At 45.6% G+C, this 26,585-nt stretch carries 23 protein-coding genes; 14 read left to right on the forward strand and 9 right to left on the reverse strand.

Annotated elements, in window-relative coordinates; genetic code table 11:
- Positions 1–720 precede the first annotated feature (720 nt).
- Genes AB4263_RS15220 through hemC form a run of 4 tightly spaced genes read right to left on the reverse strand, consistent with a single transcriptional unit; the run spans position 721 to position 4,817 of the window.
- Positions 721–1,902 (reverse strand): heme biosynthesis protein HemY, encoded by a 1,182-nt coding sequence (locus AB4263_RS15220; protein ID WP_017061005.1) that lies wholly within the window; start codon positions 1,900–1,902, stop codon positions 721–723.
- The gene (locus AB4263_RS15225; protein ID WP_372098452.1) at positions 1,902–3,128 is read right to left on the reverse strand and encodes a uroporphyrinogen-III C-methyltransferase; all 1,227 of its coding nucleotides are present in this window, start codon (positions 3,126–3,128) and stop codon (positions 1,902–1,904) included. The genes AB4263_RS15220 and AB4263_RS15225 overlap by 1 nt, the downstream gene beginning before the upstream one ends.
- A gap of 19 nt (positions 3,129–3,147) precedes the next feature.
- Positions 3,148–3,876 carry a uroporphyrinogen-III synthase gene (locus AB4263_RS15230; RefSeq protein ID WP_017061007.1) on the reverse strand — a complete coding sequence of 243 codons (729 nt, stop codon included), beginning with the start codon at positions 3,874–3,876 and terminating at the stop codon, positions 3,148–3,150.
- Between the two features lie 2 nt (positions 3,877–3,878).
- Positions 3,879–4,817 (reverse strand): hydroxymethylbilane synthase, encoded by a 939-nt coding sequence (hemC, locus tag AB4263_RS15235; RefSeq protein WP_017061008.1) that lies wholly within the window; start codon positions 4,815–4,817, stop codon positions 3,879–3,881.
- 344 nt (positions 4,818–5,161) lie between these two features.
- Between hemC and AB4263_RS15240 the strand changes: the two genes are divergently transcribed.
- A complete protein-coding gene (locus tag AB4263_RS15240) occupies positions 5,162–7,690 on the forward strand; it encodes a class I adenylate cyclase (protein ID WP_017066755.1) in 2,529 nt (842 codons plus the stop codon).
- Between the two features lie 71 nt (positions 7,691–7,761).
- On the opposite strand, the gene cyaY is transcribed toward AB4263_RS15240, so the two are convergent.
- Positions 7,762–8,076, reverse strand: coding sequence for an iron donor protein CyaY (gene cyaY, locus AB4263_RS15245; RefSeq protein ID WP_017061010.1), 315 nt, complete (start codon positions 8,074–8,076; stop codon positions 7,762–7,764).
- A 75-nt stretch (positions 8,077–8,151) separates the two neighbouring features.
- Here cyaY and lptM point away from each other — a divergent pair, with 75 nt between their 5' ends.
- The 8 genes from lptM (at position 8,152) to AB4263_RS15285 (ending at position 18,122) form a co-directional block, all read left to right on the forward strand.
- A complete protein-coding gene (lptM, locus tag AB4263_RS24380) occupies positions 8,152–8,268 on the forward strand; it encodes an LPS translocon maturation chaperone LptM (RefSeq protein WP_017063757.1) in 117 nt (38 codons plus the stop codon).
- Between the two features lie 42 nt (positions 8,269–8,310).
- Positions 8,311–9,564 carry a diaminopimelate decarboxylase gene (lysA, locus tag AB4263_RS15255; protein ID WP_372098453.1) on the forward strand — a complete coding sequence of 418 codons (1,254 nt, stop codon included), beginning with the start codon at positions 8,311–8,313 and terminating at the stop codon, positions 9,562–9,564.
- Positions 9,565–9,575: 11 nt separating this feature from the next.
- The gene (gene dapF / locus AB4263_RS15260) at positions 9,576–10,406 is read left to right on the forward strand and encodes a diaminopimelate epimerase (protein ID WP_017061013.1); all 831 of its coding nucleotides are present in this window, start codon (positions 9,576–9,578) and stop codon (positions 10,404–10,406) included.
- Positions 10,407–10,450: 44 nt separating this feature from the next.
- Positions 10,451–11,149: a DUF484 family protein gene (locus AB4263_RS15265; RefSeq protein WP_017061014.1), complete on the forward strand. Its 699-nt coding sequence runs from the start codon at positions 10,451–10,453 to the stop codon at positions 11,147–11,149.
- Complete coding sequence (xerC, locus tag AB4263_RS15270; RefSeq protein WP_017061015.1) at positions 11,118–12,050, forward strand: tyrosine recombinase XerC; 933 nt, start codon at positions 11,118–11,120, stop codon at positions 12,048–12,050. The genes AB4263_RS15265 and xerC overlap by 32 nt, the downstream gene beginning before the upstream one ends.
- A 15-nt stretch (positions 12,051–12,065) precedes the next feature.
- A complete protein-coding gene (gene yigB, locus AB4263_RS15275) occupies positions 12,066–12,782 on the forward strand; it encodes a 5-amino-6-(5-phospho-D-ribitylamino)uracil phosphatase YigB (RefSeq protein WP_017068593.1) in 717 nt (238 codons plus the stop codon).
- A gap of 168 nt (positions 12,783–12,950) precedes the next feature.
- Positions 12,951–15,449 (forward strand): EAL domain-containing protein, encoded by a 2,499-nt coding sequence (locus AB4263_RS15280; protein ID WP_372098454.1) that lies wholly within the window; start codon positions 12,951–12,953, stop codon positions 15,447–15,449.
- A 192-nt stretch (positions 15,450–15,641) separates the two neighbouring features.
- On the forward strand, positions 15,642–18,122 hold the full coding sequence (locus AB4263_RS15285; RefSeq protein ID WP_372098455.1) for an EAL domain-containing protein: 2,481 nt from the start codon (positions 15,642–15,644) through the stop codon (positions 18,120–18,122).
- A 145-nt stretch (positions 18,123–18,267) separates the two neighbouring features.
- On the opposite strand, the gene AB4263_RS15290 is transcribed toward AB4263_RS15285, so the two are convergent.
- Together AB4263_RS15290 and AB4263_RS15295 are read right to left on the reverse strand one after the other, a co-directional pair.
- Positions 18,268–18,864, reverse strand: a complete 597-nt coding sequence (locus tag AB4263_RS15290) for a tRNA-uridine aminocarboxypropyltransferase (protein WP_017061019.1) — start codon at positions 18,862–18,864, stop codon at positions 18,268–18,270.
- 2 nt (positions 18,865–18,866) lie between these two features.
- Complete coding sequence (locus tag AB4263_RS15295) at positions 18,867–20,411, reverse strand: COG3650 family protein (protein WP_017061020.1); 1,545 nt, start codon at positions 20,409–20,411, stop codon at positions 18,867–18,869.
- A gap of 39 nt (positions 20,412–20,450) precedes the next feature.
- On the opposite strand from AB4263_RS15295, the gene AB4263_RS15300 reads away from it, so the two are divergent.
- A complete protein-coding gene (locus AB4263_RS15300; RefSeq protein ID WP_372051979.1) occupies positions 20,451–20,918 on the forward strand; it encodes an EVE domain-containing protein in 468 nt (155 codons plus the stop codon).
- A gap of 87 nt (positions 20,919–21,005) precedes the next feature.
- On the opposite strand, the gene AB4263_RS15305 is transcribed toward AB4263_RS15300, so the two are convergent.
- Together AB4263_RS15305 and AB4263_RS15310 are read right to left on the reverse strand one after the other, a co-directional pair.
- Positions 21,006–21,833 carry a Cof-type HAD-IIB family hydrolase gene (locus tag AB4263_RS15305; RefSeq protein ID WP_017061022.1) on the reverse strand — a complete coding sequence of 276 codons (828 nt, stop codon included), beginning with the start codon at positions 21,831–21,833 and terminating at the stop codon, positions 21,006–21,008.
- Positions 21,834–22,015: 182 nt separating this feature from the next.
- Positions 22,016–22,996: an alpha/beta fold hydrolase gene (locus tag AB4263_RS15310; protein WP_229648281.1), complete on the reverse strand. Its 981-nt coding sequence runs from the start codon at positions 22,994–22,996 to the stop codon at positions 22,016–22,018.
- An 81-nt stretch (positions 22,997–23,077) separates the two neighbouring features.
- Between AB4263_RS15310 and rhtB the strand changes: the two genes are divergently transcribed.
- From rhtB to AB4263_RS15330, 4 genes are all read left to right on the forward strand, one after another.
- Positions 23,078–23,695, forward strand: coding sequence for a homoserine/homoserine lactone efflux protein (gene rhtB / locus AB4263_RS15315; RefSeq protein ID WP_372098456.1), 618 nt, complete (start codon positions 23,078–23,080; stop codon positions 23,693–23,695).
- Between the two features lie 45 nt (positions 23,696–23,740).
- On the forward strand, positions 23,741–24,961 hold the full coding sequence (locus AB4263_RS15320) for an EAL and HDOD domain-containing protein (protein ID WP_017061025.1): 1,221 nt from the start codon (positions 23,741–23,743) through the stop codon (positions 24,959–24,961).
- 99 nt (positions 24,962–25,060) lie between these two features.
- The gene (locus AB4263_RS15325) at positions 25,061–25,402 is read left to right on the forward strand and encodes a metalloregulator ArsR/SmtB family transcription factor (protein WP_017061026.1); all 342 of its coding nucleotides are present in this window, start codon (positions 25,061–25,063) and stop codon (positions 25,400–25,402) included.
- A 173-nt stretch (positions 25,403–25,575) separates the two neighbouring features.
- Complete coding sequence (locus tag AB4263_RS15330; protein ID WP_372098457.1) at positions 25,576–26,577, forward strand: ArsJ-associated glyceraldehyde-3-phosphate dehydrogenase; 1,002 nt, start codon at positions 25,576–25,578, stop codon at positions 26,575–26,577.
- Positions 26,578–26,585 lie beyond the last annotated feature (8 nt).

Below are 26,585 nucleotides of genomic sequence, written 5' to 3' on the forward strand. Positions count from 1 at the left end.
TTAATTTTCCGGATTGGTATGAGTCTTATTATTCGTCTCAGAGTTTGTAGAGGCGCTTTACGTTGATCACGAGCTCTGATATTCCGACACTTATTATTAAGCTCTGCTCTCTCTAGCAGCGCTTGATTACGTAAGTTTATACTTGTGGCTATTGGTTCGTTGATTAACTTTTCCTGAGCGTCTTGAGAGCTCTATCTCCTACTAATTTGAACTGGCTGATAAAGATGCCTCGTTTCTAATAACAAGGTTTTGTTGGTCGGTAACTCTTGCTATCTCCCTCTACTTAATAGATTAATCTACAGGCAGTTACGTGAACTCCCCGGTTATAACGGTTTATAGTTGGAACGTTGATGGCTATTTAATTGTTAATTCAACGTGACTTTAAGTGGGCATCTGTCTGCGGGTAAATATCTTTAAGCGCCTTCTCTCAAGCTGATCTCCATTTGTTCTTGAACTTCAAGGTATCACTTTTCTCTATGACTCCTCTCGAACCTCTTATAAGGACTTGTTTATAAGAATGGTAAAACTACGTACAGACACAACTAAAGTCGTTCTCCGTGTGTTTGAGAAGCCCAGTTGAGCAATTTCATGGTTAGTTGGTATTGGGCAGGTAAGTGTTTGATGAGCTTGGTTTATAGCTATTGTAGAAGTTATCTAGGGTTAAATAGCAGATACAAAAAAGCCGATGCTAGACATCGGCTTAGTTTGAGTCGCTTAGAGTTAAGCGGGTTGAACTAGAGCGAGCGCTTTACGAGAAACCTCGTGAGCTGCTTTCGTTAAGTTTTGCTTCTCTAGTGCGTCAGATAGGTATCCGTAATCTGAAACATTTGAGCGAAGTGCTAGGGCTTTTTCGAAGTGGCTTTGTGCTTCCGCCCACTTCTGCTCTCTTAAGTAGAACTGAGCCAGCGCGCTGTGTGCTTCGGCATTACCACTGTCTTTACTAATTGCACGTTCTAGCATGACCACTACTGGGTGGTGATCGGATAAGTTCAGCTCTGGAAGCAACATGTAGAGTTCATTTGAACCACTCTTCGCAATGTTCTCTTTGATCACTGTGAACGCTTCTGAGTCAGCTTTGCGAGCGATCAGTTGCTTCACAAAGCAAGATACAAGGTGCGAACTTTGTTTCTGCTTTCTTGAAAGCTTGTTCCAATGGCTGATTAAACCTTCGCTACCTTGTTGTTGAGCTACATCATGAAGTAATCCACATTGTGCTTTCTGTTCTAATTCACGTTGCTCATCAGCTGTTAGAAGTTTGTTCTTAACTAATTTAGGCGTTAACTCTAGCAATGGCTGCCATAACTTCAGTTGCAAGTAAGTGGCTTTTAACAGGCCAAGTACAGCAGTGTTATTAGGGTATGTGCCTTTTAGGGTAGAAAGTGTATCGAATGCAGCTTCGTAGTTTGACTCGCTGATTTGCTGTTTAGCTTTAGTTAGCTCAACCGCCAGTAGAGAGTCGTCCTGTTGGCTAGCAAGCTCGATGTACTTATCTCGCTCACTCGTATTACCTTGTTCGTGCGCCGCTTGAGAAGCGACTAAATAACAAAGTAGAGGCATGTCGTGATGGTTAGCCCAACGTGTTACCTTCTTCTCAGCGCCTTTCCAGTCACCTTCAAGCAGCTTGATGATGCCTTCATTGGTATAACGACGAGAGCGTTTCAATTTACGAACACTGAACCAATTCCAAGTTGTCGAGCTCGCGTACATAAGCTTTTTAAATAGGTACTCTAAGCCGAATAGAGCCGCTAGAAGAGCGATGACGAAGATAACCAGTGTTGTCACGCTCATCTCAATGGTCTTATTCGCAATTGAGATCAGAACGTAGCCTTGTTGACCAGAGAACTGAGTACCAACAATTAACCCAGCACCTAGAACGAGAAAAAGAAAAATCCAACGAATCATTATTTTTCCTCCGTGGTCATAACGGTGACTTCACGACGTAGGCGCTCACGTATCACATCTGACAACTCATTTTGAGATTCAAGCTTTACAGGGTATTTCACAGAGATGTTCTGTTCACTTAGCTGTTTAATCGCTTTCTCAAATTCAATCACTGAGTTGTTATCTTGGTTTAGATACGCTTTCGACCACTCGCTAGCGGTATTAAGAGCTGCGCTATAGAGTTCACCTTGTTCTTTGTAGACGGCGCGAATCGCGGTTTCTAATTTACCTTTGATGTTTTCACGCAGGTAGAAGTGTTGTTCAGGAGAGAGTAGAGGGATAACTTCGCCATCACGACTACGGAAGGTAATGAAGTTTTCTGAGAAGTCTTTCATCGACGTCATCAGGTTGTTCTGCCAATCATTAATATCTTGCGATACCGCTTTTTTCTCAACAACCGCAGCTTCCGGAAGAATCGCATTGGCAAGCGGCAGTGTATCGACTTGCTGTTGCAAGCTTGTGATACGCAGAACTAAGCCGTCACGGTCGATCAGAGGAATAGTGCGAAGCTTGGTAATGTCATTGGTCATTGATTGACGCAGTGACACTAAGCTCGGGTCATTCAGTGCTGCGATACGTTGATCGGCGCTTTCCATTAACTTGGTTGCGCTAACGGCATCATGCTCGAGGAACAGTTTACGTCCTGCTAGTTTCACAAGGTAATCGGCTTCGGCAAGTAACCAGTCATTCGGGCGGCGACCTTTCACGTCAGCCACTGCTAACTGCAGGCTTTGAATGCTCTTCTGCTGTTGAGATTGCACGACCTGAGTTTTCTCCACCGCGTGTGAGGCTTCTTGGATAGTCTCTTGCTTGATGGTTTGTAGGTCTTTATTTACCGCAGATTGGGTATTTTGAAGTTGTGCTTGAAGAGCGGCTATTTGAGCCGAGTATTCAGCGCTCTTTTGCTGCATTTGAAATGCGATACCGCCACTGAAGATAATTGAAATAGCGATCGCAATAGCGCCTAGTTTGACACCGCGCTTACCTTGCTTTTCTGCTTTCTCTATTTGCTCTTTATGCTCAGCTTGAGGCTGCTCATTTTTAGTGGTATTTGAAGCAGAGGCATCAAGCTTCTGTTCAGGTTGTTTTGTCTCTGTAGAGTCAGCTTTTTCGTTTTCAACAACTACTGGCTGAGTATCTTGTTTCTTTTCAGGTTCAATATGCTCATTATTTTTTTTGCTTGTCATGCTTATTTCCTGTTTCTAGCTAGGGCCGGAGAGCAGCCAGTAATATTTGGTTCGTAGCACTGTGAGTATTGGTCACATTCGAGAAGCCGAGTTGTTGTGCTCGTTCTACAATGCGCTGGCTTGGGACAAATAGATGTCTTGTTGAAAGCCAAGCCAAATACTCATCAGGGGTAATTGAGCAGAGATACTCCAATTGTTCCTGACTAGTGATGACAACTTTGGACGTTTTTTTGTTTATCCATGTTTGATAGGTATTGTGGTCGCTAATAGGAATATATTCTCTACGGTAGGTCTCACAATAAGAGACTTGTGCACCTCGATTGAGTAGAGAATCCCTAATGAGCTCACGCCCACCATTGCCACGTAGTATCAAAATGGACTTATTTTCTACGCCATTAAGTTCAGTAAGTTTAAGAAGATGTTCACTATCACTAACTTGAGGATAGTTTACTTTTTGTTTACAGACTTTGCTTAAAACGTGCGCAGTTTTTTGACCAACGCCAAGATAAAGCGGCGAAGTAGGCCAAATGGATGAGGTTTTTGAAAGGATGCTTTGGGCAGCCGCCACGGCGTGGTGACTGACTGCAATAATGATATCGCTGTTATTAAGCTGGGTGCTTAAATCCGCAGAGTTGGGATTATCCACGATACGAATCAGCGGATGATGGATTGCTTGAACCCCTTCATCCGCTAGTTGTTGGCAAAGCGATTGTCCCTCTGAACCGGGACGAGTCACCAACACTGTCATGATTATTCTTGGTCAACGTAGAGCTTGGTTAAGATTTCTCTCGCGCCATCATCCAGCAATTGATTTGCCAGAGTCACGCCAAGTGCTTCTGCATCTTTGCGAGGGCCAGAGATCTCACCACGAACCATCTTAGAACCGTCCGGTTCACCAACTAATGCACGTAGCCAGATGTTTTCGCCATCTAATAATGAGTAGCTGCCGATAGGAACCTGACAGCCACCTTCTAGGGTAAGGTTCATTGCACGTTCGCACAGTACACGATCAGCCGTGTCTTTATGATTCAGTGGTTCAAGGAGTTTAATCAGACGCTCGTCATCAAGGCGACACTCAATACCAACAGCGCCTTGGCCAACAGCAGGGAGAGACTGCTCTGGTTCGATGAAGCTACGAATACGCTCTTCTAGCTCTAGACGTTTAAGACCTGCAGCAGCCAGTACGATCGCATCGTATTGACCATCATCGAGTTTACCTAGACGAGTACCAACGTTGCCGCGCAGCTCTTTGATGATCAGATCTGGACGGTATTCTAACAGTTGGCATTGGCGACGCAGACTGCACGTACCCACGACAGCACCTTGTGGGAGTTCGTCGATGTTGTTGTAAGTGTTTGATACGAAAGCGTCACGCGGATCTTCGCGCTCACAAATTGTTACCAGACCTAGACCTTCAGGGAAGTCGACAGGTACATCTTTCATTGAGTGAACCGCTAGGTCAGCACGACCTTCTAGCATGGCTACTTCAAGTTCTTTAACGAACAGTCCTTTACCACCCACTTTAGCAAGCGGAGTGTCTAGGATGATGTCACCTTTGGTCACCATAGTTACCAACTCAACCTCTAAACCAGGGTGAGCAGCTTGCAGTGCATCCCTTACAAAGTATGCCTGCCAAAGGGCAAGAGGGCTTTTTCTGGTCGCGATACGGATTGGTGCTGAATTTGTCATGGTGTTTCCGATATAGGTTCTGTAATAGCCTAATCCTACCATTATGAGGCGAGAATTCTTACTGTTTGATCATTCCATACTTTGATAGCTGAGAGATTTTCATGAGTTCACCAAAATAGTGTGATTAGTATCTCATTTGAAACATGGGCTATTATTAGAAATAGTCAATAAAGAGGACACTACGGCGCCGTGAGTTTAACTTTCTGTCATCAAGGAATTGACCAGTATGACGGGTTCCTTTGCTTTACCATTAAGGGTAAAAGTGTTAAATTGATCACGTTTTGTTGCTCCTTTCGTTCAGTAACTAAACAGAACTGCACTTAACCTCAAACCAAGGACTTACCTTGCAGGCTTACACTCAAACTTTGATTCAACGATTAGACAATCTAAATCAGCAGCGCATTGATCGTGCGTTGGCGTTGATGAATGTGCAAGGCCAGCGAGTATTCAACCTTATTCCCGCACTGCTTCACTTCAATCACCCGATGATGCCTGGTTATTATGACCAACAAGTTCCTTTTGGAATTCGTAGCTTCACGCTTAATGAATTCCAAAAGCAATTTGTCTCTGATACCGAATTAACGCTGGGTGGCAAACTCACCGAGACGGATGAACCAGCAATCCTTGGCTTGTACACCATGGGTAGTACTTCTTCTATTGGTCAAAGCACTTCAAGTGATCTTGATATCTGGGTGTGTGTTTCCCCGGATATGGATGGCGCCTCTCGCGATAGCCTAACCAACAAGTGTCTCTTGATTACTGATTGGGCTGAAACCTTAGGGGTTGAAGCGAACTTCTTCTTGATGGATGAAGAGCGTTTCCGTTCGAACCATTCAGAAGAGATGACAGGCGATAACTGTGGTTCTTCACAGCATTTATTACTGCTTGATGAGTTCTATCGCTCTGCGGTTCGTTTAGCTGGTCAGCGTTTGTTGTGGCAAATCATTCCGCCAGAAATGGAAGAGTGTTACGACGAGTATGTTCAAGGTTTGTGTCAGGATGGTTATCTTGATTGCTCGCAGTGGATCGATTTCGGCAAGCTGAATCGTATTCCCGCTGAAGAGTACTTTGGTTCAAACCTGTGGCAGCTCTATAAGAGTATCGACTCACCGTATAAATCGGTTTTGAAGGCGATCCTGTTAGAGGCCTATTCGTGGGAATACCCAAACACCCAACTGCTGAGTATTGATACCAAGCGCCGCTTCTTTGCGGATGAACCGGATCTGTATGGCATGGATAGCTACTATCTGATGCTTGAAAAGGTAACGCGCTATCTAGAACGCATTAACGACCACACTCGATTGGACTTGGTAAGACGCTGTTTTTATCTTAAGACCCACGAGAAGCTGTCACGAGATGCGGGCATTGGTTCTGTTGCGTGGCGTCGTGAAGCCTTGACTGAGATGACTAAGTCTTGGAATTGGGGACATGAAACCATTGCTGAGCTCGATAACCGCCGTAACTGGAAGGTTGAGCAGGTTAAAGTGGTGCACCATGCACTGCTTGATGCCTTGATGCTGAGCTACCGTAATCTGATTCAATTTGCGCGTCGTAACGACATCACTTCGGCAATCAGCCCACAAGATATCAGTATCTTGGCACGTAAGCTTTACGCTGCGTTTGAGGTATTGCCAGGTAAAGTGACACTGCTGAACCCACAAATCTCTCCGGATCTGCATGAACCCGACTTGAGCTTCATCGAAGTTCGTCAGGGTCAGTCGAATAAAGCAGGTTGGTACTTGTATAAGCAGCCACTGGTTGCACACCGCATTCTTGGTCAGCCTTCTCTAGAGCACCATGAGTACTTGAGTAAGTTGGTAGCATGGTCGTTTTTTAATGGCTTGATTACCGAGTCGACACGTTTGCACTCTGTGGTACGTGACGCTCACATCGATATCGATAAGTTCTATCAAATGGTGAGCGACCTGCGTAATACGTTTTCTTTGCGTAAGCGTCGCCCAAGTATGCAAGCACTGGCGAGCCCGTGTGAGATAAGCCAGCTAGCGATGTTCATCAACTTTGAAAATGACCCGACGTCTGAATTAAGTGGTCGTGCATTAAAAGTGGACCTCAAGAACGCCGATATCTTCAGCTTTGGTGAGGAAGGTAAGAGCTTAGTCGGCAGTGTCGACTTAGTTTATCGTAACTCTTGGCATGAAGTACGTACGCTGCATTTCCAAGGTGATACGGCAATGCTGGATGCGCTGAAGACGGTACTTGGCAAAATGCACCAAGATGCTTTACCGCCAGAATCGGTTGATGTGTTCTGTTACAGCAAAAACCTGCGTGGTGTGATGCGTAACATGGTGTATCAACTGCTTGCTGAGTGTATCGATTTACGATTGAAACCGATTGAACCCGAGAAGCGCCGCCGCTTTAAGGCTATTCGTTTAGCTAATAAGATGTTTGGTCTGTTCTTCGAACGTCGTGGTGTGTCGGTACAGATGTTGGAAAACTCGGTCGATTTCTACCGTAGCATCTCAACCAATAAGCTCAAAGGCTCACCTTTACTGATGCTCGATAAAGAGCAAGAGTATCAGCTACCAGAAGTGGTGGATGGTTTTGCGAGTGAGGGCTTGATTCAGTTCTTTTTCGAAGATACCGACAAAGGCTTCAATATTTATGTATTGGACGAGTCGAACCAAGTTGAGGTCTACCACCAGTACAGCGGTGAAAAAGATGAGATGATCGCGAGCGTGAATTCTTTCTACACATCGGTAAAAGATGAGTCGAAGATGTCGTCTAAGTTGATTAACTTTAACCTACCTCAGTACTACCAAATCGTTCATCCTGAAGAAGGCAATTCTTACGTTGTGCCTTATCGTAACGATGCAACTTTAGCTTCTCGGAGCTCAAAGATAGTCAACATCTAGTCTTACTAAGCCCGATTGATATTGAAAAAGGAGTGATTGATTCACTCCTTTTTAGTTTTGCTTACAAATGATTAGACCCAATCGATCGCTTCACCTGCGTGCTTCACGCATTCTTCTTTAACCATCTCAAACAGCTCCATGCCCGTCTTTGAACATGTCCACTTGTCGTCAACTAGCTTGAAGTGAAAGCCACCAGATTTAGACGCTAACCAGATTTCTTTCATTGGTTCTTGGCGGTTAATGATGATTTGGCTGCGGTTCTCAAACTCCAGCGTCATCACGTTACCAGTCACTTCGTAATCAATATCTGCCTCTGATTCATCGATAGCTTCTTCGATGTTTTGCATCTGTATATCGACCAGCTGATGAAATTCAGTCTCGTTCATCCTTTCTATCCTATTGCTTTTCCTGAGTGTGGTGCGATTATAGGGGGCATTGAGTTAATAATCACGATATGCAAAATGAAAAAATTAATTGCTGCTCTATTTATGATGTCCGTTATTGGACTTTCTGGTTGTGGTCAAACGGGTCCTTTGTACGATCCTGATGAAGTTCAGCAAACCGAACAATCACAATAAGTGAAAACACGCAGAAATCGTTATTTATAAGGGATAAGAACTTTGGATTACTTCAACTATCAGGAAGATGGCCAGCTTTGGGCTGAGGACGTCGCACTTTCACAACTAGCAGAGCAATATGGTACACCGCTGTATGTATATTCTCGTGCAACATTAGAACGCCACTGGAATGCGTTTGATTCATCGGTTGGTGAGCATCCGCACTTGGTGTGTTATGCCGTTAAAGCTAACTCAAACCTTGGCGTGTTGAATACTTTGGCTCGTTTGGGCTCTGGCTTCGATATCGTTTCTGGCGGTGAGCTAGAGCGTGTGGTTGCTGCCGGTGGCGATCCAGCAAAAGTTGTATTCTCTGGTGTCGGTAAAACAGCCGCTGAAATGAAGCGTGCGCTTGAGTTGAACATTAAGTGTTTCAACGTAGAGTCTGAACCAGAACTAGAGCGACTGAATAAAGTAGCTGGTGAGCTTGGTGTTAAAGCGCCGATTTCACTGCGTATCAACCCAGACGTTGATGCGAACACTCACCCTTATATCTCTACTGGTCTGCGTGATAACAAGTTTGGTATCGCTTTCGACCGTGCTCCTGCTGTCTATGAGTTTGCAAAAACACTCGATAACTTGTCTATCCATGGTATTGATTGCCACATTGGTTCTCAGTTAACGGATATCGAACCTTTCATCGATGCAACCGATCGCCTACTTGCGCTGATCGACCAGCTACGTGTTAACGGTATCAACATCAAACACCTTGATGTCGGTGGCGGCTTGGGTGTGGTTTATCGTGATGAATTACCACCACAGCCTTCTGACTACGCGAAAGCCTTATTGGCTCGCCTAGACAATCATTCTGATCTAGAGCTGATTTTCGAGCCTGGAAGAGCGATTGCTGCTAACGCTGGTGTATTATTAACGAAAGTCGAGTTCCTCAAGCCAACAGAGCACAAGAACTTTGCCATCATCGATGCAGCAATGAACGACCTAATGCGCCCAGCACTTTATCAAGCTTGGCAGGATATTGTTCCTGTTAGCCCTCGTCAGGGTGAAGCTGTGACTTACGATTTGGTTGGCCCAATCTGTGAGACAGGCGATTTCCTAGGTAAAGATCGTGACCTTGTTCTTGAAGAAGGTGATCTGCTAGCAGTTCGTTCAGCGGGTGCTTATGGCTTCGCGATGTCATCTAACTACAACACTCGTTCGCGTGCGGCTGAAGTGATGGTGGATGGCGATAAAACTCACTTGGTTCGTCAGCGTGAAGAGCTTACGAGTCTGTGGGAACTTGAAAACATTCTTCCGGAGTAATTTTAAGCGTTATGCACTTCCACTTTTCTAAAATGCATGGTTTGGGCAATGATTTCATGGTCGTGGACTGCATTACTCAAAATATTTTCTTTTCTCCAGATTTGATCCGTCGTTTGGCGGATCGTCACACTGGTGTGGGCTTTGATCAGCTACTTGTGGTTGAGGCTCCCTATGATCCAGAAACTGATTTCCATTACCGCATATTCAATGCGGATGGCAGTGAAGTGGAGCAGTGTGGCAATGGTGCACGTTGTTTTGCACGATTCGTTCGCATGAAAGGCTTAACGAATAAGTACAGCATCAACGTGAGTACCAAGAAAGGTAAAATGGTTCTCAAGATTGAAGAGAATGACCTGATCACGGTGAACATGGGCATTCCTGAGTTCGAACCCGGCAAGATTCCATTCAAGGCCAAGCAGCCAGAGAAGACGTATATCCTAAGAACGGATGTACACACCTTATTCTGTGGTGCGGTAAGCATGGGTAACCCACATGTGGTTACCGTGGTTGATGACGTCGACACGGCTGATGTGGACACCTTAGGCCCACTACTTGAATCACATGAACGTTTCCCTGAGCGTGTTAATGCTGGCTTTATGCAGGTCGTTAACCGTGAAGAAGTTCGTCTACGTGTTTACGAACGCGGCGCGGGTGAAACTCAGGCATGTGGCAGCGGAGCGTGTGGCGCAGTTGCAGTGGGTATCACTCAAGGCTTACTGGCTGAGAATGTGAAGGTTCGTCTACCAGGCGGTGACTTACACATTAGCTGGCAAGGCCCGGGTAAACCTCTGTTTATGACCGGCCCTGCAACGCATGTGTTTGATGGTCAACTTTCTTGCTAATAACGACCCAAAACAAATATATTCATAAAAATAAAGGATAGGTTTTGTCTTACGTTGAAGCCGACGCACTCACCGCAGAAGTGGTCGCGGAATATTTACGTGATAACCCAGATTTTTTCCAAGACCGAAAAGATTTGGTTGATCGCCTTGCTATCAATAACGTTGAGCAGGGCGCTGTTTCTCTGGTTGAGGTTCAGCTTAAACGCCAACGTCATCGAATCGAAGAGCTTGAAGAAGAGATCACTGGCTTGATGTCGTTGGCAGCAAATAACGATAAAACCTTCTATGAGTTTATGGATCTGCAAGCGCAAGTGCTGAAATGCAGTGACTTCATGCAGGTGATAAAAGCCGTTGAACAAAAAGCGTTAGATCTTGGGCTTAAGGCTCATGTTCGTATTCTTTCGCAATCTGGCTTTTATCAGTTGAGTGCTGAGGGTTACTCTAAGTTTTCGCTTAACCATTTCAATGGCAAAGATGCTTATCTTGGACGCTTGAGAAAAGCCGACAGACACGATTTGTTTGGTGATTATCCAGTTCCAGAGCTAGGCTCTTATGTAGTACTACCGCTTGCTAAGCAGTCTCCATTGGGTTTGCTCGCCTTTTCTAGTGAAGATGGCGGACATTTCCAACCCCATATGGATACGCTCTTTTTACGCCATTTAGCACTTGTTGTCGCTCATTTGGCGGACACCTTACCTTGGCAGATAAATAATGAGCCTAGAGCCCAAAATACCTCTTCCTAACAGCCTTCAAAAGCCACTTTCTCGCTTCTATGAATATCTCCGAAGCGAGAAGGGACTCAGCCTACACACCCAACGTAATTACAAACAACAACTTGAAACCATGGCCGGTCATTTAGTCACTCTAGGGCTAAAGGATTGGGGTCAAGTCGATGCGGCGTGGGTCAGACAACTGGCCAGTAAAGGCATGCGTGAGGGAATGAAAGCGAGCAGCATTGCAACGCGCTTATCGTCACTGCGCAGCTTCTTTGATTTCCTTGTGTTGCGTGGCGAAATGACCGCCAATCCAGCCAAAGGTGTCTCTGCACCTCGCAAACAACGCCCTTTGCCTAAAAACCTCGATGTTGATGAAGTGGGTCAACTGCTTGATGTGAATGAGGACGATCCATTGTCGATTCGTGATCGAGCGATGATGGAGGTGATGTATGGTGCTGGATTACGACTGGCAGAACTGGTCGGCATCAATCTGAAAGATGTGTTGGGTCGACAAGGCGAAATCCGAGTGATTGGTAAAGGCGACAAAGAACGCAAAGCGCCTTTTTCTGGTTTAGCTAAAGAGTGGGTCGATAAATGGCTCAAAGTTCGTGGTGAATTGGCTTCACCGGGTGAAACCGCGCTGTTTGTCTCTAAGCTCGGGACTCGTATCTCTCACCGCAGCGTGCAAAAGCGCATGGAAGAGTGGGGCAAGAAGCAATCTGTCGCGAGCCACATCAGCCCGCATAAACTGCGTCACTCCTTTGCAACGCATGTGCTGGAATCGAGCCAAAATCTTCGTGCTGTGCAAGAGTTGCTTGGCCATGAAAACATCTCGACGACCCAAGTGTATACCCACTTAGATTTCCAACACTTAGCACAAGCTTATGATCAGGCTCACCCGAGAGCTCGTAAGAAGAATAAAGATTAGATTAAAGGGTTTACTATGCGAATTTATCGAGGGTTAAAGCCCATCAAAGCCATGACCTTTGACTTGGATGACACCCTGTATGACAACTGGCCTGTGATCATGAAGGTTGAGAAAGAGATGGCACAGTGGCTTTATCAAAAGCACCCAGTGTCGGCTTCTTTATCGCTTGAAGAGTGGCAGGGCATTAAGCAGCAAGTCGCATCTGAAAATCCAGCTTTGAAACATGATGTCACCGTGTGGCGTGAAACTCAGATTAAGAGTGGTTTGCTGCAATTGGGTTACTCTCTGCAGCAAGCAGAGCAAGCGGCTCGAGAGGGCATTGAGCATGCCTTGTGGTTGCGTAATCAAGTCGATGTCCCTCAAGAAACGCATCGAGTGATGACTGAACTTAGCCAACGTATTCCTCTGGTTGCGATTACCAATGGCAATGTCGATCCACACAAAATTGGCTTAGGGCTGTACTTTCAATTAATCCTTAAAGCCGGCCCTGATGGCAGAGCAAAACCCTATCCAGATATGTTTGAAAAAGCTCAGCAACACCTAGGTTGTGACGCTGAGAATATTCTTCATGTTGGCGATCACCTCAAAACGGATGTCTATGGAGCCAAGCAAAATGGCTTCCAAGCGTGCTGGTTTAATGACACTGGTTCCAATTTATACCGCTCCCCGAAGGCGAGTGTGCTCCCTGATGTTGAAATAGACCAACTTAGCGATCTTATGCGACTAATTTAATGGCTCGGTAAGCTTATTGTGTCGCATTTATGCTATTGAATTGTTACATTAGTCGCCTATAAAAGCCTGATTAGGCTAGGATAATTGGCGACTACTTTTTATCGATTCATTTCAGTCATAGCAGTGGTTGCGGGTTGTTACTTCACTCGATTTTGAACAAGGGTTGGCATGCAAACATTTACATTTCTCGCAAATACTGAGGCGTTATTTAGAGCTCAATTTGATCAGCGAGAATGGTGTGACAGCAAACAGTACCTTATTCAAATTTTCTCAGCTCAATCTTCAGATCTAGCTCGTCAAATCGCGGGTGTTGCCCTCAATCGTTTAAATAATGCGACGCTAATTGGCCAGAGTGCTCGTCATGTTATCTGTGATAATTGCCTTGAAAGTGCATGCACCTTAGTCATCATCAGTGAGTTCAACGAAACCCATCTAACCTCTGCGGTCCAGCCTTTTTCCGGCAATCCAAATCAAGACAGCCAAGACTTAGCTTTTCAGCTGCGCCTTACAGAAGAAACCAAAACGGTCATCAGCTTGTGCGATCAGGTTGAAGGGCATGATTATCCTATTTATAGCGCTTTTGAAAATTTGCCTTACGCCTTGCCGATAGCTGGTGGACTGTGCCATGAGAATGAATTTGGCCGTTGGGTTATGTATAACGAGCAAACCTACCAGCACGCCTGTGTTGCTGTGGCTCTGACTAACCCAAGATTGAAGGTTTGGTCGGACGCGTACTCTGAGTGGAACCCGATTGGGATGAAGCTACGAGTCACACACGCAATCGGAAATCGCTTATACGCATTGAACGACAAGCCGGCTATTGAAGTATTCAAACATTACCTTGCGGATGGCAAAGACCTTCCTTTTAGTCAACTGATGAGCTTTCCACTTTATCGAGAACTTGGCAGAAAGAAGGGTATCTCGACGCCGCTACGTATTAATGATGATGGCAGTATTGAGTTTGATAGCCCTTGGCATGTCGGTGAAGAGGCGCAGTTTTGTTATAACCACCCATCGCTCACTGCAGAAAAGGTGCACCACGGTGCCGAGATGCTAGCCATGCATCAGCCTGAATCGGTGATCATTTATAACTGCGTATCTCGACTTGAATTTATCGACAGTAAACTTGAGCTCAAGCCATTTGAAGGGATAGTGAATACATGTGGTTCCTACTGCATGGGGGAGCTATACCGTAATGAAGACCGCCAAGAGATACTGCACCACAGCTTGACTTATATCGCTATGCGCGAGTCTGACGAGATTAAAGAGTTTCATTGCGAAGACTTTCAGTGTGGCTCAACCGTGTCGCCATTGCTTAACCTAGTCAGAAATGCAGTCGCTGATCTCGACAGTATGAATACTCAGATGGAAAAGAAACTCCATCAACAAGCGCGTCGCTTAACCGAAAGCTATCGCATTGACTCGCGTACTGGTTTGCCGAACCGTATCGTACTGAAAGAGCGCCTCAATACGATTCTGTTCAGTGAACATCTGCTGACCTTAAAGCTAACCAACTTCCATCAGGTTAACGAGAAGTATGGTTATCAAGTGGGGGATCAGCTGCTACTCGATCTGTCTAATCACTTTATCGAGCGATTACAGCTTCGTGTGGTTAAAGAGCCTCGCGTGAAGGTAGAGCTATTCAGTATTGGTGTTGGAGAGTGGGCGATTATCTTCAATGCTAGTGTTGGTAGTACGAAAATAAAAGAAGGTTTCGTTGAGTTCGCCGATGACATCGAACACATAAATTTTGAGCCATATGGTTTGGCTGATATTGATTACCTGTCAGTTTCTCTGTGTGGCGGCTTTGCTAGTCGTTGTGACTTCTTAACCGACAGTGGTGACCAGATCTTATTGAAAGCGATCGAAGCTCGACGCTATGGAGTACGTAACAATACCCACATCACCAATGCCAAAGATATTCAGGTGAGCGAAGAGGACCGCAAAGAGCAACTCGGTTGGTTGAGTTGTGTAAGTCGTGCGATTCTAGATCAGAACATCATCACCTATTCCCAGCCGATTGTGGAGTCGGTTACGCACGAAATGATTGGCCAAGAGTGTTTGGTCAGAATCATGGAGTCAGACGGTACCATTGTGCCACCAGGTAAGTTCTTACCTATCATTGCCGACACGCACCTTTACACTCGCCTCAGCCGACACATGATTAAGAACACCATAGGTTATATGGCGGATAAGCAAAGCCCATTTTCTATCAACCTATCCCCGCAAGATTTGTTGAGCGACAAGACGCTTGAGGTGCTCGAGACCGCCATCAGTGCTATGAACGATCCCACTCGACTTGGCCTAGAGGTTCTCGAGTCTGAGCAGATTAAAGATTATGGTCGCATGATTGAGGTGTGTGATCACTTCCGTGCTCTCGGGGCGAGAATCATTGTTGATGACTTTGGCTCTGGTTACTCCAACATCGAGGAAATCATTAAGCTTGAGCCACAGATCATTAAGCTCGACGGTAGCTTGATTCGTAATATCGACAAAGATCAAAAACAAAGAAACATAGCCTCTCAGTTGATTCGTTTGTGCCAAGTGTTCAATGCCAAAACGGTCGCTGAATTTGTCCATAACCAACAGGTTTGTGAGATAGCAGAGCAAATGGGTGTCGATTATCTGCAGGGTTACTACTTCGGTGAGCCTAAGCGACTGTTTTAGCAGTTAAAGCTTCCCGCATTGTGTAACGACTGGCTATAAAAGTACTGCGCCGCCATTAATGACTGCTTTTTGGCGGAATGAATGATGTCTAACTAAGGTCACATTATTCATAACGCGATCGCAAGTATTCCGTGCAAGCCTTATCTATAATAAGCACAATAATAAATCATTAACGTAACGATTAATGTGAATATGCAGTCGACTTCTCTCCTGATACAAGACATTGAGCAAACCCAACGTGAATTGGAAAAGATAGATTTTCATCAACATGAAAGCCTACTGATTCAGGTGTTTTCGTCTTTCGAGAAAGGTTCTGTTTTGGCTGCCTGCCAAGTGATTCAATCGACTTTTCCCAATGCCAAATTGATTGGTTGCAGTGCTAACCACTACATTAGTCAAGGTGTCATCCTGCACCAAGGTCTTTATCTGATTGTTACCCGCTTTGACGCGACGTCTTACTCTTGTGGTGTTGTCGAATATAGCGAACAACCATTGCTCGATAGCCACGCTATGTGGCAACAGCTTGAGTGCAATGATAATACTCAAAGCATCATCTGTTTCGCAGACCGCTTGCAGATAAATAACCGAGATCTATTTTCAGCGTTTGAGCAGTCGATGTATTCATTACCGATCTGTGGCGGTGCATCGACCATCACAGATAATGGGCGATGGGTGATGTTAGACGGCATTTGCTATGAAAATGCCTATGTGATGTTGGCGCTGCACAGTGTTGAGCTCTCCATCGCTAAGGGTTACTACACTGAATGGAATCCGATTGGTCGAACTTTTCGAGTGACAGGTGCTCAAGAGAACCGGTTGTTGGAACTGGATGGGATGCCTGTTCGCGAACTCTACAATCGTTACCTCGCTGATGGCCTCGAAGTGCCTTTTGAGCAACTGCATAACTTTCCCTTGATGGTCGGTGACCCGAAAGAGCAAAACATTCACTTACCACTCAAGGTAACGGAAAGTGGAGAGATAGAATTCAGCGGCCTGTTCCAAGTGGGCGATGAGGTCCGGTTTTGTTATGACCATCCATCACTGACCTTAGAGCAGATACGACTGGGCGTGCAGCAGATCGCCTCTCATAGGCCAGAACAGTTCTTCATTTATAACTGTACATCTCGTATCGACTTTATTGATGGCAACCAAGAGGTTGAGGTTTTCCAAAAATTGGCCGACAGCTATGGCGTTTACTGCATGGGAGAACTTTATCAAGAGAATGGCCAACAGCGAATCTTGCACCATAGCCTCACTTATCTTGCGCTTAGAGAAGGCGAGGGTAAGGCGGTATTGCCATTAGAGACGCAACCCGCGACCAACATATCCCCTCTGTTTTCATTGATCCGAAATGCACTGCTTGATGTCGATGACATGAACAACAGCATGGCGAGTAAGATTCAGCAGCAAGCCACTGCATTGACGGCAAGCTATCGAATTGATCACCGTACAGGTTTACCCAATCGAAGTGTGCTGCGTGAGAAACTGTCGAAGATGAGCAGTGATAGCCACTTACTAGCTTTGAAGGTCACGACCTTTGGTCAGATCAATGAGAAGTATGGTTATCGAGTAGGTGACAAGCTTCTGCATGATTTGAGTGAGTACTTTCAAAAGGCGCTGTGGCAGTTCTTTGATGAGGGCTGTCAGCTCTACAGTATCGGTATTGGTGAGTGGGCGGTGGTGTTTGATAGTTGGGCGAGCCAAGAACATATTCATCAGCGATTCTCGGAATTTGCCGATCAAACCGAGCATGTGAATTTTGAGCCTACCGGTTTACCCGATATTGATTACTTGTCGGTGTCTATCTGTGCGGGTATCGCCAGCCGTCGAGATTTCCCGACTACCTCTATTGATGACTTATTGTTGAAGGCGATTGATGCGAGGCGCAGCGCTATCAGCCAGAACAAGCACCTAGTGAGCGCCAAGGCACTCATTCAATTGGAGAAGCATCGCCAAGAGCAACTTGGTTGGCTGTCGTGCGTGAGTCGCGCGGTGCTTAATCAGAATATTGTGGCGTGCTCTCAGCCCATAGTTTCAGCACACAGTCATCAGGTAGAGAGCTACGAGTGTTTGGTTCGAATTGAAGAGGACGGTCAGTTAATTGCACCGGGTAAGTTCTTGCCAATCATTGAAGGAACCCATCTCTATACACGCCTCAGTCGTCAGATGATAACGCGCACCTTCGATTTTATGAGTCAGCGAACCGATTCGTTCTCAATTAATTTAGCGCCACAAGATTTCAGCAATGAGAAAACCATTCTTCACCTTGAACAAGCGATCAAGAAAATCAGTCACCCACAGCGTATTGGCTTGGAGGTGTTAGAAACGGAACAAATTCAGGATTACGGTCGCTTGATTGAGGTGTGTAATCACTTCCGCGATCTTGGTGTGAATATTATTGTTGATGACTTTGGTTCGGGCTATTCGAACATTGATGAGATATTGAAGCTAGAACCACAGGTGATCAAGCTTGATGGCAGTTTGATTCGCAATATTGATAAAGATAAAAAGCAGCGCAAGATCGCTCAGCAGTTGGTGAGCTTATGCCAGATTCTGAATGCTAAGACGGTGGCGGAGTTCGTTCATAATGAGCAGGTGTGCCGTATTGCTGAAGACATGGGGGTCGATTACTTGCAAGGGTATTACTTTGGTCAACCTCAGCGTTTGTTTTGATGGAGCGAGCGTTTCACGTGAAACACTGGTTGCCTCAATAACGAAAATACGATGTAAAAAGGGTGAGCTTATGGCTCACCCTTTTTGTTTTTAGTGTCTGTCTCGTCCCGAAATGTGTTTTTACCTTCCCGCGCGCCTGCTTGGTCTATTTGAGGGCGTGGCCACACTTGTCGGCGTGGAACACTTTTAGATAATGCTGGTAGTAGTCATCAATGAGCTTGGCAGATTCACTTTCACCTAAAGATTTGAGTAACTCAATACCCACTTCACAAGTACACAAGTGGCCACTGTCTTGGTTGCGGCGCAAGGTGTATGAAGATTCGCTGGTAATATCGAGGTGAACTTGCGGAACGGCTTGTAACCACGAGCTCTTGTTAAGCATCTTCTTCGCTTCTTGCCATGTGCCATCCAAGATGATGAATAGCGGCTTACGGCTCTGGGCTTGGGTCATTACAGCTTGCTGGCACTCGACACTTTGATCACTTGGGAATAAAAGAAACGGTTGTCGTGTTTCATCGTCAAGCAGTGCGATGAGCTCCGCTGGTGGTGTTTTCCTTTGCCATACAATGGACTGACACTGATCAAGGGATTGCTGAAGCAGCTTCCCTGTATTGGTATCGCGTGACAGTTCATTCTCATGAGTGAGCAGTACAAGATCGATTTGGCTTGCGACACTAGGTATCAGGTGACAAATACATTGGTGAGTGAAGCTACAACCATGGCAAGCTTGTTGGTTACTCATGTTTACAACTTAACTCCACTTTGTGCGGGTGAGATACCATCAGCAAACAAAACCACGTCGCTGATATCAGCATCATCTGCAACTGGAGCGACACTTGGGTTTAGCGGGTAGCTGACACCAGAGTATGAAAGTGTATGTTTCGCCGGTGTTGCACCGCCGCCACTGACATTGAAGATCAGATCCTGCCAGCCGTGGTTTTGCGATTTACCTAAGCGTATGTCGCCCTTAACCAGTGTCACTCGGCTATTGAAGCGCCAGTTATCTTGATGGTTTTCGAAAATTAGCAGTGTACAGCCACCAGAACCACACCAATCGAGTTGGGCGAACAGCTCTTCTTTACCGTCGCCGTTGAGGTCGTAGGTTAACCAGCGGTATTTAGTGTCGTCAGGTGAGCTGTTGTTGATCTTAAAGTATTCGCGGATCGCTTGGTCGACTTTTGGATCAAGTTGATCGCTGGAGTTCACCTGCTTTGCGGTTAGATCAACGTTAGTGGTGGTGTTTACTTGTGCTTGCGCACTCTTAGCTTCGAATAGCACCAGACCGCCATTGGCAATCGGATACACCACGTTGCCCACTTTCTCTTTTTCAGCGATTAGCTTTCCATTATCGAGTGTGAAGATGCGCTCGGAGATCAAATATTGTTGCTGGTGGCGAGTCATAACCACTTGTACCTGATTTTGGTTCAGTTGCTGCCAGAAGCCTTGTTCAACAATAGAAGGGTCTCCATTGCTGTATGAATAAGTCGTGATAGCACTGTGGTCATTGTTGAGTTCAAGGTTGATAGAGAACCCTGAGTTTTGCGTTGAGCTAGCGAAGTAGAGTCCGCTCCAGTCCAGCGTTGGATCTTGGTTAGAGACCGTCGCACAGCCATTGTAGTTACTGTCATTGAGGTTAAGCTTGGCATGCCATCCATAGATAGAATCGCTCATGCCGTCGCTACAGCTCTCTTTCGTAAGGTTGAGTTTGCCTTGTGCAGCTTTACCTTCTAATTGGTAGTCACGGCTGCTCGATGTGGTGCGGCTTGATTCAATATCGAGGGTCTGTGGCTGTTCGCCCATCTTGGTGTATTTCAGCTGGTCTTTATCGAAGGTTGCTGACCAGAAGGGTTCATTACCAAATACTCGTGTTGAGCGCAGCGGTTGGACGCAGCGATCTGGGTTCTCTGCGGTTAGGATGTTCACTTGGTCAACCACGAAACGCGCTGTGAAATCTGCGTTATAACCCGTTTGGCTCGGCACGGTTAGGTGACCAATCAGCTCGCCATATAAGGCTTGGTAAGGTCTCGTTGAGAGCCCTTGTGCTTCTAACGCTAACTCTGGAGATAAGTCTAACCAGTATTGTTGTTGGCTACCGCAAGGAGTGAAGGTTCGGCTTTCATGGCCAACCACCACCTGACCACGCATGATGAAGGTTTGCGGTTGAATGCTCAGTGGCTCATCCAAGTTTGCTGGGGGCTGTTCAGGTTGTTGCGGCGTATCAGGTGCCGTAACACAGCCTTGTAGAGCGAACGCGACTAGCCATGTCACTGGGTTTTTCATTACCTTCATGTTATATCTTCCTCGGAGCAACCGTTAATTGGATTTATTATGGCATATTGGTTATTTAAAACAGAACCCGACACCTTCTCTATTCAGACTCTTAGAGTACAAAAAACCTCTTGTTGGGAGGGTGTACGCAACTATCAGGCTCGAAACATGATGCGTGATGACGTCAAGCTTGGCGATCTGGTGATGATATACCACTCATCATGTAAAAAAGTTGGCGTAGCGGGGATCGCTAAAGTAACCAGAGAAGCCTACCCAGACCACTTTCAGTTCGACCCTGAGAGTGATTACTACGATCCTAAGTCTTCACCCGATAACCCACGCTGGATCATGGTGGATGTCGAGTTTGTGCGATTGACTGAGCGCTTGATTCCTTTGGTTACGCTTAAAGCCATGCCTGAACTCTCCGAAATGCCCTTGGTGAAACGCGGTAATCGCTTATCGATCATGCCGGTTACCGAACAAGAGTGGCAGGCAATCTTAAGCAAAGAAGTGTTAGGTTCTCGATAGCGTTAGAGAGAGCTTTTTACCTAAGGTTCAAAAAAGGCAGCCAGTTGGCTGCCTTTTTATTTATTCAGATCTGTTCAACGAGCGAGATTAGAGCAGATGCTTTTCTAGGTAGTGAGCAACGGCATCGTCTGCGTTACTGCCAATCACTTCATTGTCAGGTAGTGCTTTCATCACTTTCTCATGTGATGTACCCATGATTAGACCTTTACCCGCCATAGCCAGCATTTCAGCGTCGTTCATGCCATCACCAAAGGCAACACAGTTATCCAGAGTCAGGTTTAGTGATTTTGCAACAGCGTCTAGAGCGTGGCCTTTAGAGACTTCAGCGGCCATCACTTCCAGACACCAAGGTGTAGAGAAGGCGATGTTCAGTTTGTCGCCAAAAGCATCTCTTAGCTTTTGTTCAAACGTGACGAGATATTCGTGGTCTTGTTCTGGATGTGTGAAGAAGACTTTCGCGATGCCTTCGCTTGGTGCGTTTTCAGCTTCAAAGCGCTTGTAGCTAAAGCCAGACTCACTGTGGAATTTAGCCAACATTTCATCTTCACGGTCTAGTAACCAATCTTCATTCTGGTACATGTGAATAAAGAGGTTTGGATCTTGGCGCACAATATCAATAACTGGCTGAACGAGTTCCTGAGGTACGTTCTGGCTATACATCAGTTGATCGTTTTGGTCATGCACGCGTGCACCGTTTGAAGTGATCATGTACGCCGGAATACCTGCTATCTGACGAATACCCGCCACATCGACGTGGTGACGACCCGTAGCGAAGATGAAGGTATAACCTTGGTCGTGTAATTTCTTAAGCGTTAGCTTGGTAAAGTCGCTTAGCTGATGGTTGGGAGCCAAAAGCGTACCATCTAAATCAGAAGCAACAATTTTCACGGAATCTTTTAGTGCAGGAATACTCATTTAACCCTCATTGCAAAATGCTTAACCAATATTGACGCTAGCCAGCGCTAGAATCGTTTTAACTACAATATCTCTAGGTAGAAATTGTATGCCAAATTCATGCAAGAAAAGAGGGCAAAGCTCACTTACTTCTCTTCCTCTTTAGCGCTTATTTTCTTGGTAGGTTGCTTAGCCTATTAGCTCTAGGCGAAAAACTGATTGATCGCATCCAGTGTTTGATTGCGATATTCATCCTGCTCAAACAACACCTCATGCCTAGAACCCTCAATCAACTTAAACTGACAATCAGAGTTGGTTTTCTTCAGCTTAGAGATGAACTTTACTTGAGCACTGTTACTGACAATCTTTTCATCCCCAGCTTGAATCAATAGCAGAGGGATCTTGATTTGACGAGTTTGTTGAATTGCTTGCTTGGCGGCCATTAACCCTTGCCACACCCAACGCGTGCTTGGTCCACCCACCTGCAAAGATGGAGACTCGTCATATAAGCGACGGAACCACTGATAGCGAACCTTACTGTGGCTGAGTAAGTTGTTTTCAAAAGGCTTCGAATAATATGCTTGCTGGCCCGGCGCGTAAGTTGGCTTGGCATAAAAAGCGGTAAGCACTTGTCCAACGATCATCGCGATAGGTTTCAGGTACCACTCGGTATTGATACCAAACATCGGAGCGCACAGAGTCACCTTATCAAACGGGTGGTCTGGATGGGTTTGTAGGTAGCGAGTGGCTATGGTGCTGCCCATTGAGTGTGCGAGCAGGTAGCGATTGGAATACTTACTGAGATCAAAACTGGCAATGACGTCAGACATGTCAGATGCATAATCATCAAACTCATGAATGTGACCAATGTCAGAGTCTGTTACCATACGTTCAGACTGGCCTTGACCTCGGTGGTCAAATGAATAAACGTCATAGCCTTGTTGATAAAAATCATAAAAGATTTCTTGGTATTTTTGGCAGCATTCGATACGGCCATTTGAAATCACAATAGCTTTGCTGTGCTTTTCTGAGGTGAGGCTGCACCAGTACAGTTTCTTTTTACCAGACGATGTTAAATACCCCTCTTTTCTTTGTTGCCAAAGAGCGTTGATCGGGTGTTTAATCGCATGATCGAACTGAGGTTCTTGAGTGTAAGGGAAGGTGGCTTCGCTGTGGTTTTCCATGGGAAATTACCTGAACTGATGCGTGTGAGAGCTTTATTGCTACTAATGTTGTTAGATTAAAGAACTAGTAAGGAAATGCAAATGGATACTCATGTCTGGCTTGCTTATGTTGTCACAGCGATTTTGTTTAGCTTGGCTCCGGGCTCGGGTACCGTTAACTCAATCAGTAATGGGCTTAGCTATGGCACTAAAAAGTCACTCGCATCAATTGTTGGCTTACAGCTTGGTCTTGCGTGTCACATTATGCTGGTGGGCGCGGGTATCGGTGCACTCGTTGCTAAGTCTGCGTTGGCGTTCACCATCATTAAGTGGGTCGGCGTGGTGTACTTACTTTGGTTAGGTATTCAAAAGTGGCGTGATAGATCGAGCCTAGTAGCATCTGAAGAAAGCTCTACTCTGTCGAGTGGCAAACTGCTGAGAAACGCTGTGCTTATCAACCTAACTAACCCGAAATCAATCGTGTTTTTGGTGGCTTTGTTTCCTCAGTTTATTGACCCTACACAACCTCAAGCACCTCAGTTATTAGTGCTAGGTGTGACGACAGTATTCATTGATAGCGTTGTTATGTTGGCTTACACCTCATTAGCGTCACAAATGGGACGTTTTATTCGCTCTGATCGCATAATGGGTAAGATAAATAAAATATTTGGTGGTATGTTCATGGGTTGCGGTGCCTTGCTAGCTGCCGCGAAAGCTTAGATTAAGCGACTGAGTTATAGTTAAACCAATCAGAGTTATCAAGAAATGACCGCTACATACGTTGCTCGACAACCTATCTTAAATCGCAAGAGGAATACACTCGGCTATGAGTTGTTATTTCGCGATGGAGAAAAGAATGCGTACCCAGCGCATATTGAGTCTAATCGAGCAACGTATCGTCTGATTGTTGAGAACTTCTTGTCTGTTGGTCTTAACCCTTCTATTCCATCTTCACGCTGCTTTATCAACTTCCCTTATCAAAGTTTGATTCGTCGACTGCCCTTAAGTTTGCCGAAAGATAAGGTGGTGGTAGAGATTCTGGAAACCTGTAAACCAACAGATGAATTGTTGGAAGCGGTTAAAGACCTTTACCAAGCGGGTTACATGATTGCCCTAGATGATTTTACTTCGACCCCAGAATGGGAACGTTTCCTTAAATACACGCATATCGTAAAGCTCGATATTATGCAGATGGGTTTGGATGAAGCGTGTGATTTAGTTAGGGCGCATCAAGGGAAAAAGTTTAGCTTTTTGGCGGAGCGCGTTGAGACCGAACAAGAATTCCAGCAAGCCAAAGAGGCTGGCTTTAAGTTTTTCCAAGGTTACTTTTTCAATAAACCGGAAATCATCAAGAGTAAATACATTAGCCCTGAGCAAGTGATTGCTATGGAGCTGTTTCAAGAAGTGTGTAAGCCCGATGTGGACTTTCAACGGGTGGAGAGCATTGTCGCGAAAGATGTGGCGCTCTCATATAAGCTGCTGCGTTTTGTGAATACTATGTCGCCGCGCCTTGAAGTTACCATCTCTTCTTTTCGTCAGGCTTTGGTATATCTAGGTCAAGAGAAACTGAAAATGTTTGTCTCGTTAGCCGTCGCCTCTTATGTGTCCGATAAAAAGCCTAAAGAGCTGTATGGATTGTCTCTACAGCGTGCTCAGTTTTGTCAGCGTATGTCTCGCTATCAGGCATTTGAAGGGTATAGAGAACAGGCCTTTATGATTGGCTTATTCTCCTTGTTGGATGCTCTGTTGGACTTGTCGTTAGATAACTTAGTCGAGCAGTTGCCGCTGTGTAAAAGTATCAAGGTTGCTCTATTACGTAGAGAAGGGCCATATGGTACCTTGCTCGCACTTGAAGAGAGCTTTGAGCATGCCGATTGGCAACAGATTGATGAGCACTGCGCCGATTTAGGATTAAGCGTGGATCAGGTTAAAACGGAGCTTACTGAAGCGCGCCGTTGGAGCCATACCGTGACCAACAAGCTCTGATATTTCTTCGTTAAACTTTTATGACAATTGAAACGCACGCCTTGACGTGCTTTTTTTTATATCTAAGATATGTGCATATCCATATATGAGTATGTTTTTATGCTTCCTCACCAATTTTTTAAATTACTGTCCGATGAAACGCGAGTGCGTTGCTTAATGTTGATAGTTCGCAATGAGTGCTTATCGGTTGGTGAGTTGACTCAGGCATTGCAAGAAAGTCAGCCAAAGGTTTCACGCCATCTTGCGCAGCTGCGTTCAAACGGTGTTTTGACTGATGTTCGCCAGGGGCAGTGGGTGTTTTACCGCCTGTCACAAGATTTACCAGGTTGGATGCTAAAGTTAATTGACGACCTTATTGCATCGAACTGTTTGAAAACTGAATACCAGCAAGATATTGAGCGCTTAGAGTCGATGAACTCACGCCCAGTATGTTGCGTTTAAATACATTAAAACTTAATGCCGAAATAGTTGTAGTTGCAGCTAGGCGACAAGTGAACTTATCCCTATGAGCATAGTGGCTCTATGTAATTAGGGCGGCCGGCGCTCCGGTAAGTGAACGTAGTCAACAACGCTGCGGCTTCAAATATGAAGGCAATTAACTGAGAGAACAGAAAATGACAGTCAAAGTAGGTATTAATGGTTTTGGTCGTATCGGCCGTCTAGCGCTTCGCGCAGCATTCGATTGGGATGAGCTAGAATTTGTTCAAATTAACGATGTTGCTGGCGACACAACAACACTGGCCCACCTTCTAGAATTTGATTCAGTTCAAGGTCGCTTTCACCACGAAGTAACTGCAGAAGGCGATGAGATGATCATCAACGGTCAGCGCATCAAAACCACACAAGAGCGCGACATCGATGCGATCGATTGGTCTGGCTGCGATGTGGTTATCGAAGCGACCGGTGTTCACCGTAAGACTTCTTTCCTAAACAAATACCTAGAGCAAGGCGTGAAGCGCGTTGTGGTATCGGCGCCAGTGAAAGAAGAAGGCATCGCAAACATCGTTGTTGGTGTGAATGACAATATCTTCGACCCTGCGGTACACAAAATCGTAACGGCAGCGTCTTGTACAACGAACTGTATCGCGCCAGTGGTTAAGGTGATCAACGAGAAGCTTGGTATCGAGAACGCAGCCTTCACCACTATTCACGATCTAACTAACACGCAAACTATTCTTGATGCGCCCCATAAAGACTTACGCCGTGCACGTGCATGTGGCATGAGCCTTATCCCAACAACAACGGGTAGCGCTAAGGCGATTGTTGAGATCTTCCCAGAGCTTGAAAACCGCATCAACGGCCACGCAGTTCGCGTACCTCTAGCGAATGCTTCTCTGACTGACATCATCTTCGAAGTGAAGCAAGACACCACGGTAGAAGAAGTTAACGCGATGCTGAAAGAAGCGTCTCAGAATGAACTAAAAGGCATTCTTGGCTTTGAAGAGCGTCCACTGGTTTCTATCGATTACAAAGGCGACCAACGCTCAACAATCGTGGATGCACTATCAACGATGTTGGTCGGTAAGCGCATGGTTAAGATTTACGCTTGGTACGACAACGAGATGGGTTACGCGACACGTACCGCTGAGCTAGTTCGTACCGTTGGCCTTGCTTAATTAAGAAT

Origin of the sequence: Vibrio sp. 10N.261.55.C5, assembly GCF_041470505.1 — a bacterium.
Taxonomy (GTDB): Bacteria; Pseudomonadota; Gammaproteobacteria; order Enterobacterales; family Vibrionaceae; genus Vibrio; species Vibrio crassostreae_C.

What these genes read in the sequence shown, in the direction of transcription:
- AB4263_RS15295 (WP_017061020.1), bottom strand. Translation starts at nt 20,411, where the DNA reads ATGAAGGTAATGAAAAACCCAGTGACATGGCTAGTCGCGTTCGCTCTA.
- AB4263_RS15230 (WP_017061007.1), bottom strand. Translation starts at nt 3,876, where the DNA reads ATGACAGTGTTGGTGACTCGTCCCGGTTCAGAGGGACAATCGCTTTGC.
- AB4263_RS15325 (WP_017061026.1), top strand. Translation starts at nt 25,061, where the DNA reads ATGCTTCCTCACCAATTTTTTAAATTACTGTCCGATGAAACGCGAGTG.
- xerC (WP_017061015.1), top strand. Translation starts at nt 11,118, where the DNA reads ATGAGCCTAGAGCCCAAAATACCTCTTCCTAACAGCCTTCAAAAGCCA.
- rhtB (WP_372098456.1), top strand. Translation starts at nt 23,078, where the DNA reads ATGGATACTCATGTCTGGCTTGCTTATGTTGTCACAGCGATTTTGTTT.
- AB4263_RS15225 (WP_372098452.1), bottom strand. Translation starts at nt 3,128, where the DNA reads ATGACAAGCAAAAAAAATAATGAGCATATTGAACCTGAAAAGAAACAA.
- AB4263_RS15300 (WP_372051979.1), top strand. Translation starts at nt 20,451, where the DNA reads ATGGCATATTGGTTATTTAAAACAGAACCCGACACCTTCTCTATTCAG.
- AB4263_RS15280 (WP_372098454.1), top strand. Translation starts at nt 12,951, where the DNA reads ATGCAAACATTTACATTTCTCGCAAATACTGAGGCGTTATTTAGAGCT.
- yigB (WP_017068593.1), top strand. Translation starts at nt 12,066, where the DNA reads ATGCGAATTTATCGAGGGTTAAAGCCCATCAAAGCCATGACCTTTGAC.
- AB4263_RS15310 (WP_229648281.1), bottom strand. Translation starts at nt 22,996, where the DNA reads ATGGAAAACCACAGCGAAGCCACCTTCCCTTACACTCAAGAACCTCAG.
- AB4263_RS15330 (WP_372098457.1), top strand. Translation starts at nt 25,576, where the DNA reads ATGACAGTCAAAGTAGGTATTAATGGTTTTGGTCGTATCGGCCGTCTA.
- AB4263_RS15220 (WP_017061005.1), bottom strand. Translation starts at nt 1,902, where the DNA reads ATGATTCGTTGGATTTTTCTTTTTCTCGTTCTAGGTGCTGGGTTAATT.
- cyaY (WP_017061010.1), bottom strand. Translation starts at nt 8,076, where the DNA reads ATGAACGAGACTGAATTTCATCAGCTGGTCGATATACAGATGCAAAAC.
- AB4263_RS15285 (WP_372098455.1), top strand. Translation starts at nt 15,642, where the DNA reads ATGCAGTCGACTTCTCTCCTGATACAAGACATTGAGCAAACCCAACGT.
- lptM (WP_017063757.1), top strand. Translation starts at nt 8,152, where the DNA reads ATGAAAAAATTAATTGCTGCTCTATTTATGATGTCCGTTATTGGACTT.
- AB4263_RS15290 (WP_017061019.1), bottom strand. Translation starts at nt 18,864, where the DNA reads ATGAGTAACCAACAAGCTTGCCATGGTTGTAGCTTCACTCACCAATGT.
- dapF (WP_017061013.1), top strand. Translation starts at nt 9,576, where the DNA reads ATGCACTTCCACTTTTCTAAAATGCATGGTTTGGGCAATGATTTCATG.
- AB4263_RS15320 (WP_017061025.1), top strand. Translation starts at nt 23,741, where the DNA reads ATGACCGCTACATACGTTGCTCGACAACCTATCTTAAATCGCAAGAGG.
- AB4263_RS15305 (WP_017061022.1), bottom strand. Translation starts at nt 21,833, where the DNA reads ATGAGTATTCCTGCACTAAAAGATTCCGTGAAAATTGTTGCTTCTGAT.
- hemC (WP_017061008.1), bottom strand. Translation starts at nt 4,817, where the DNA reads ATGACAAATTCAGCACCAATCCGTATCGCGACCAGAAAAAGCCCTCTT.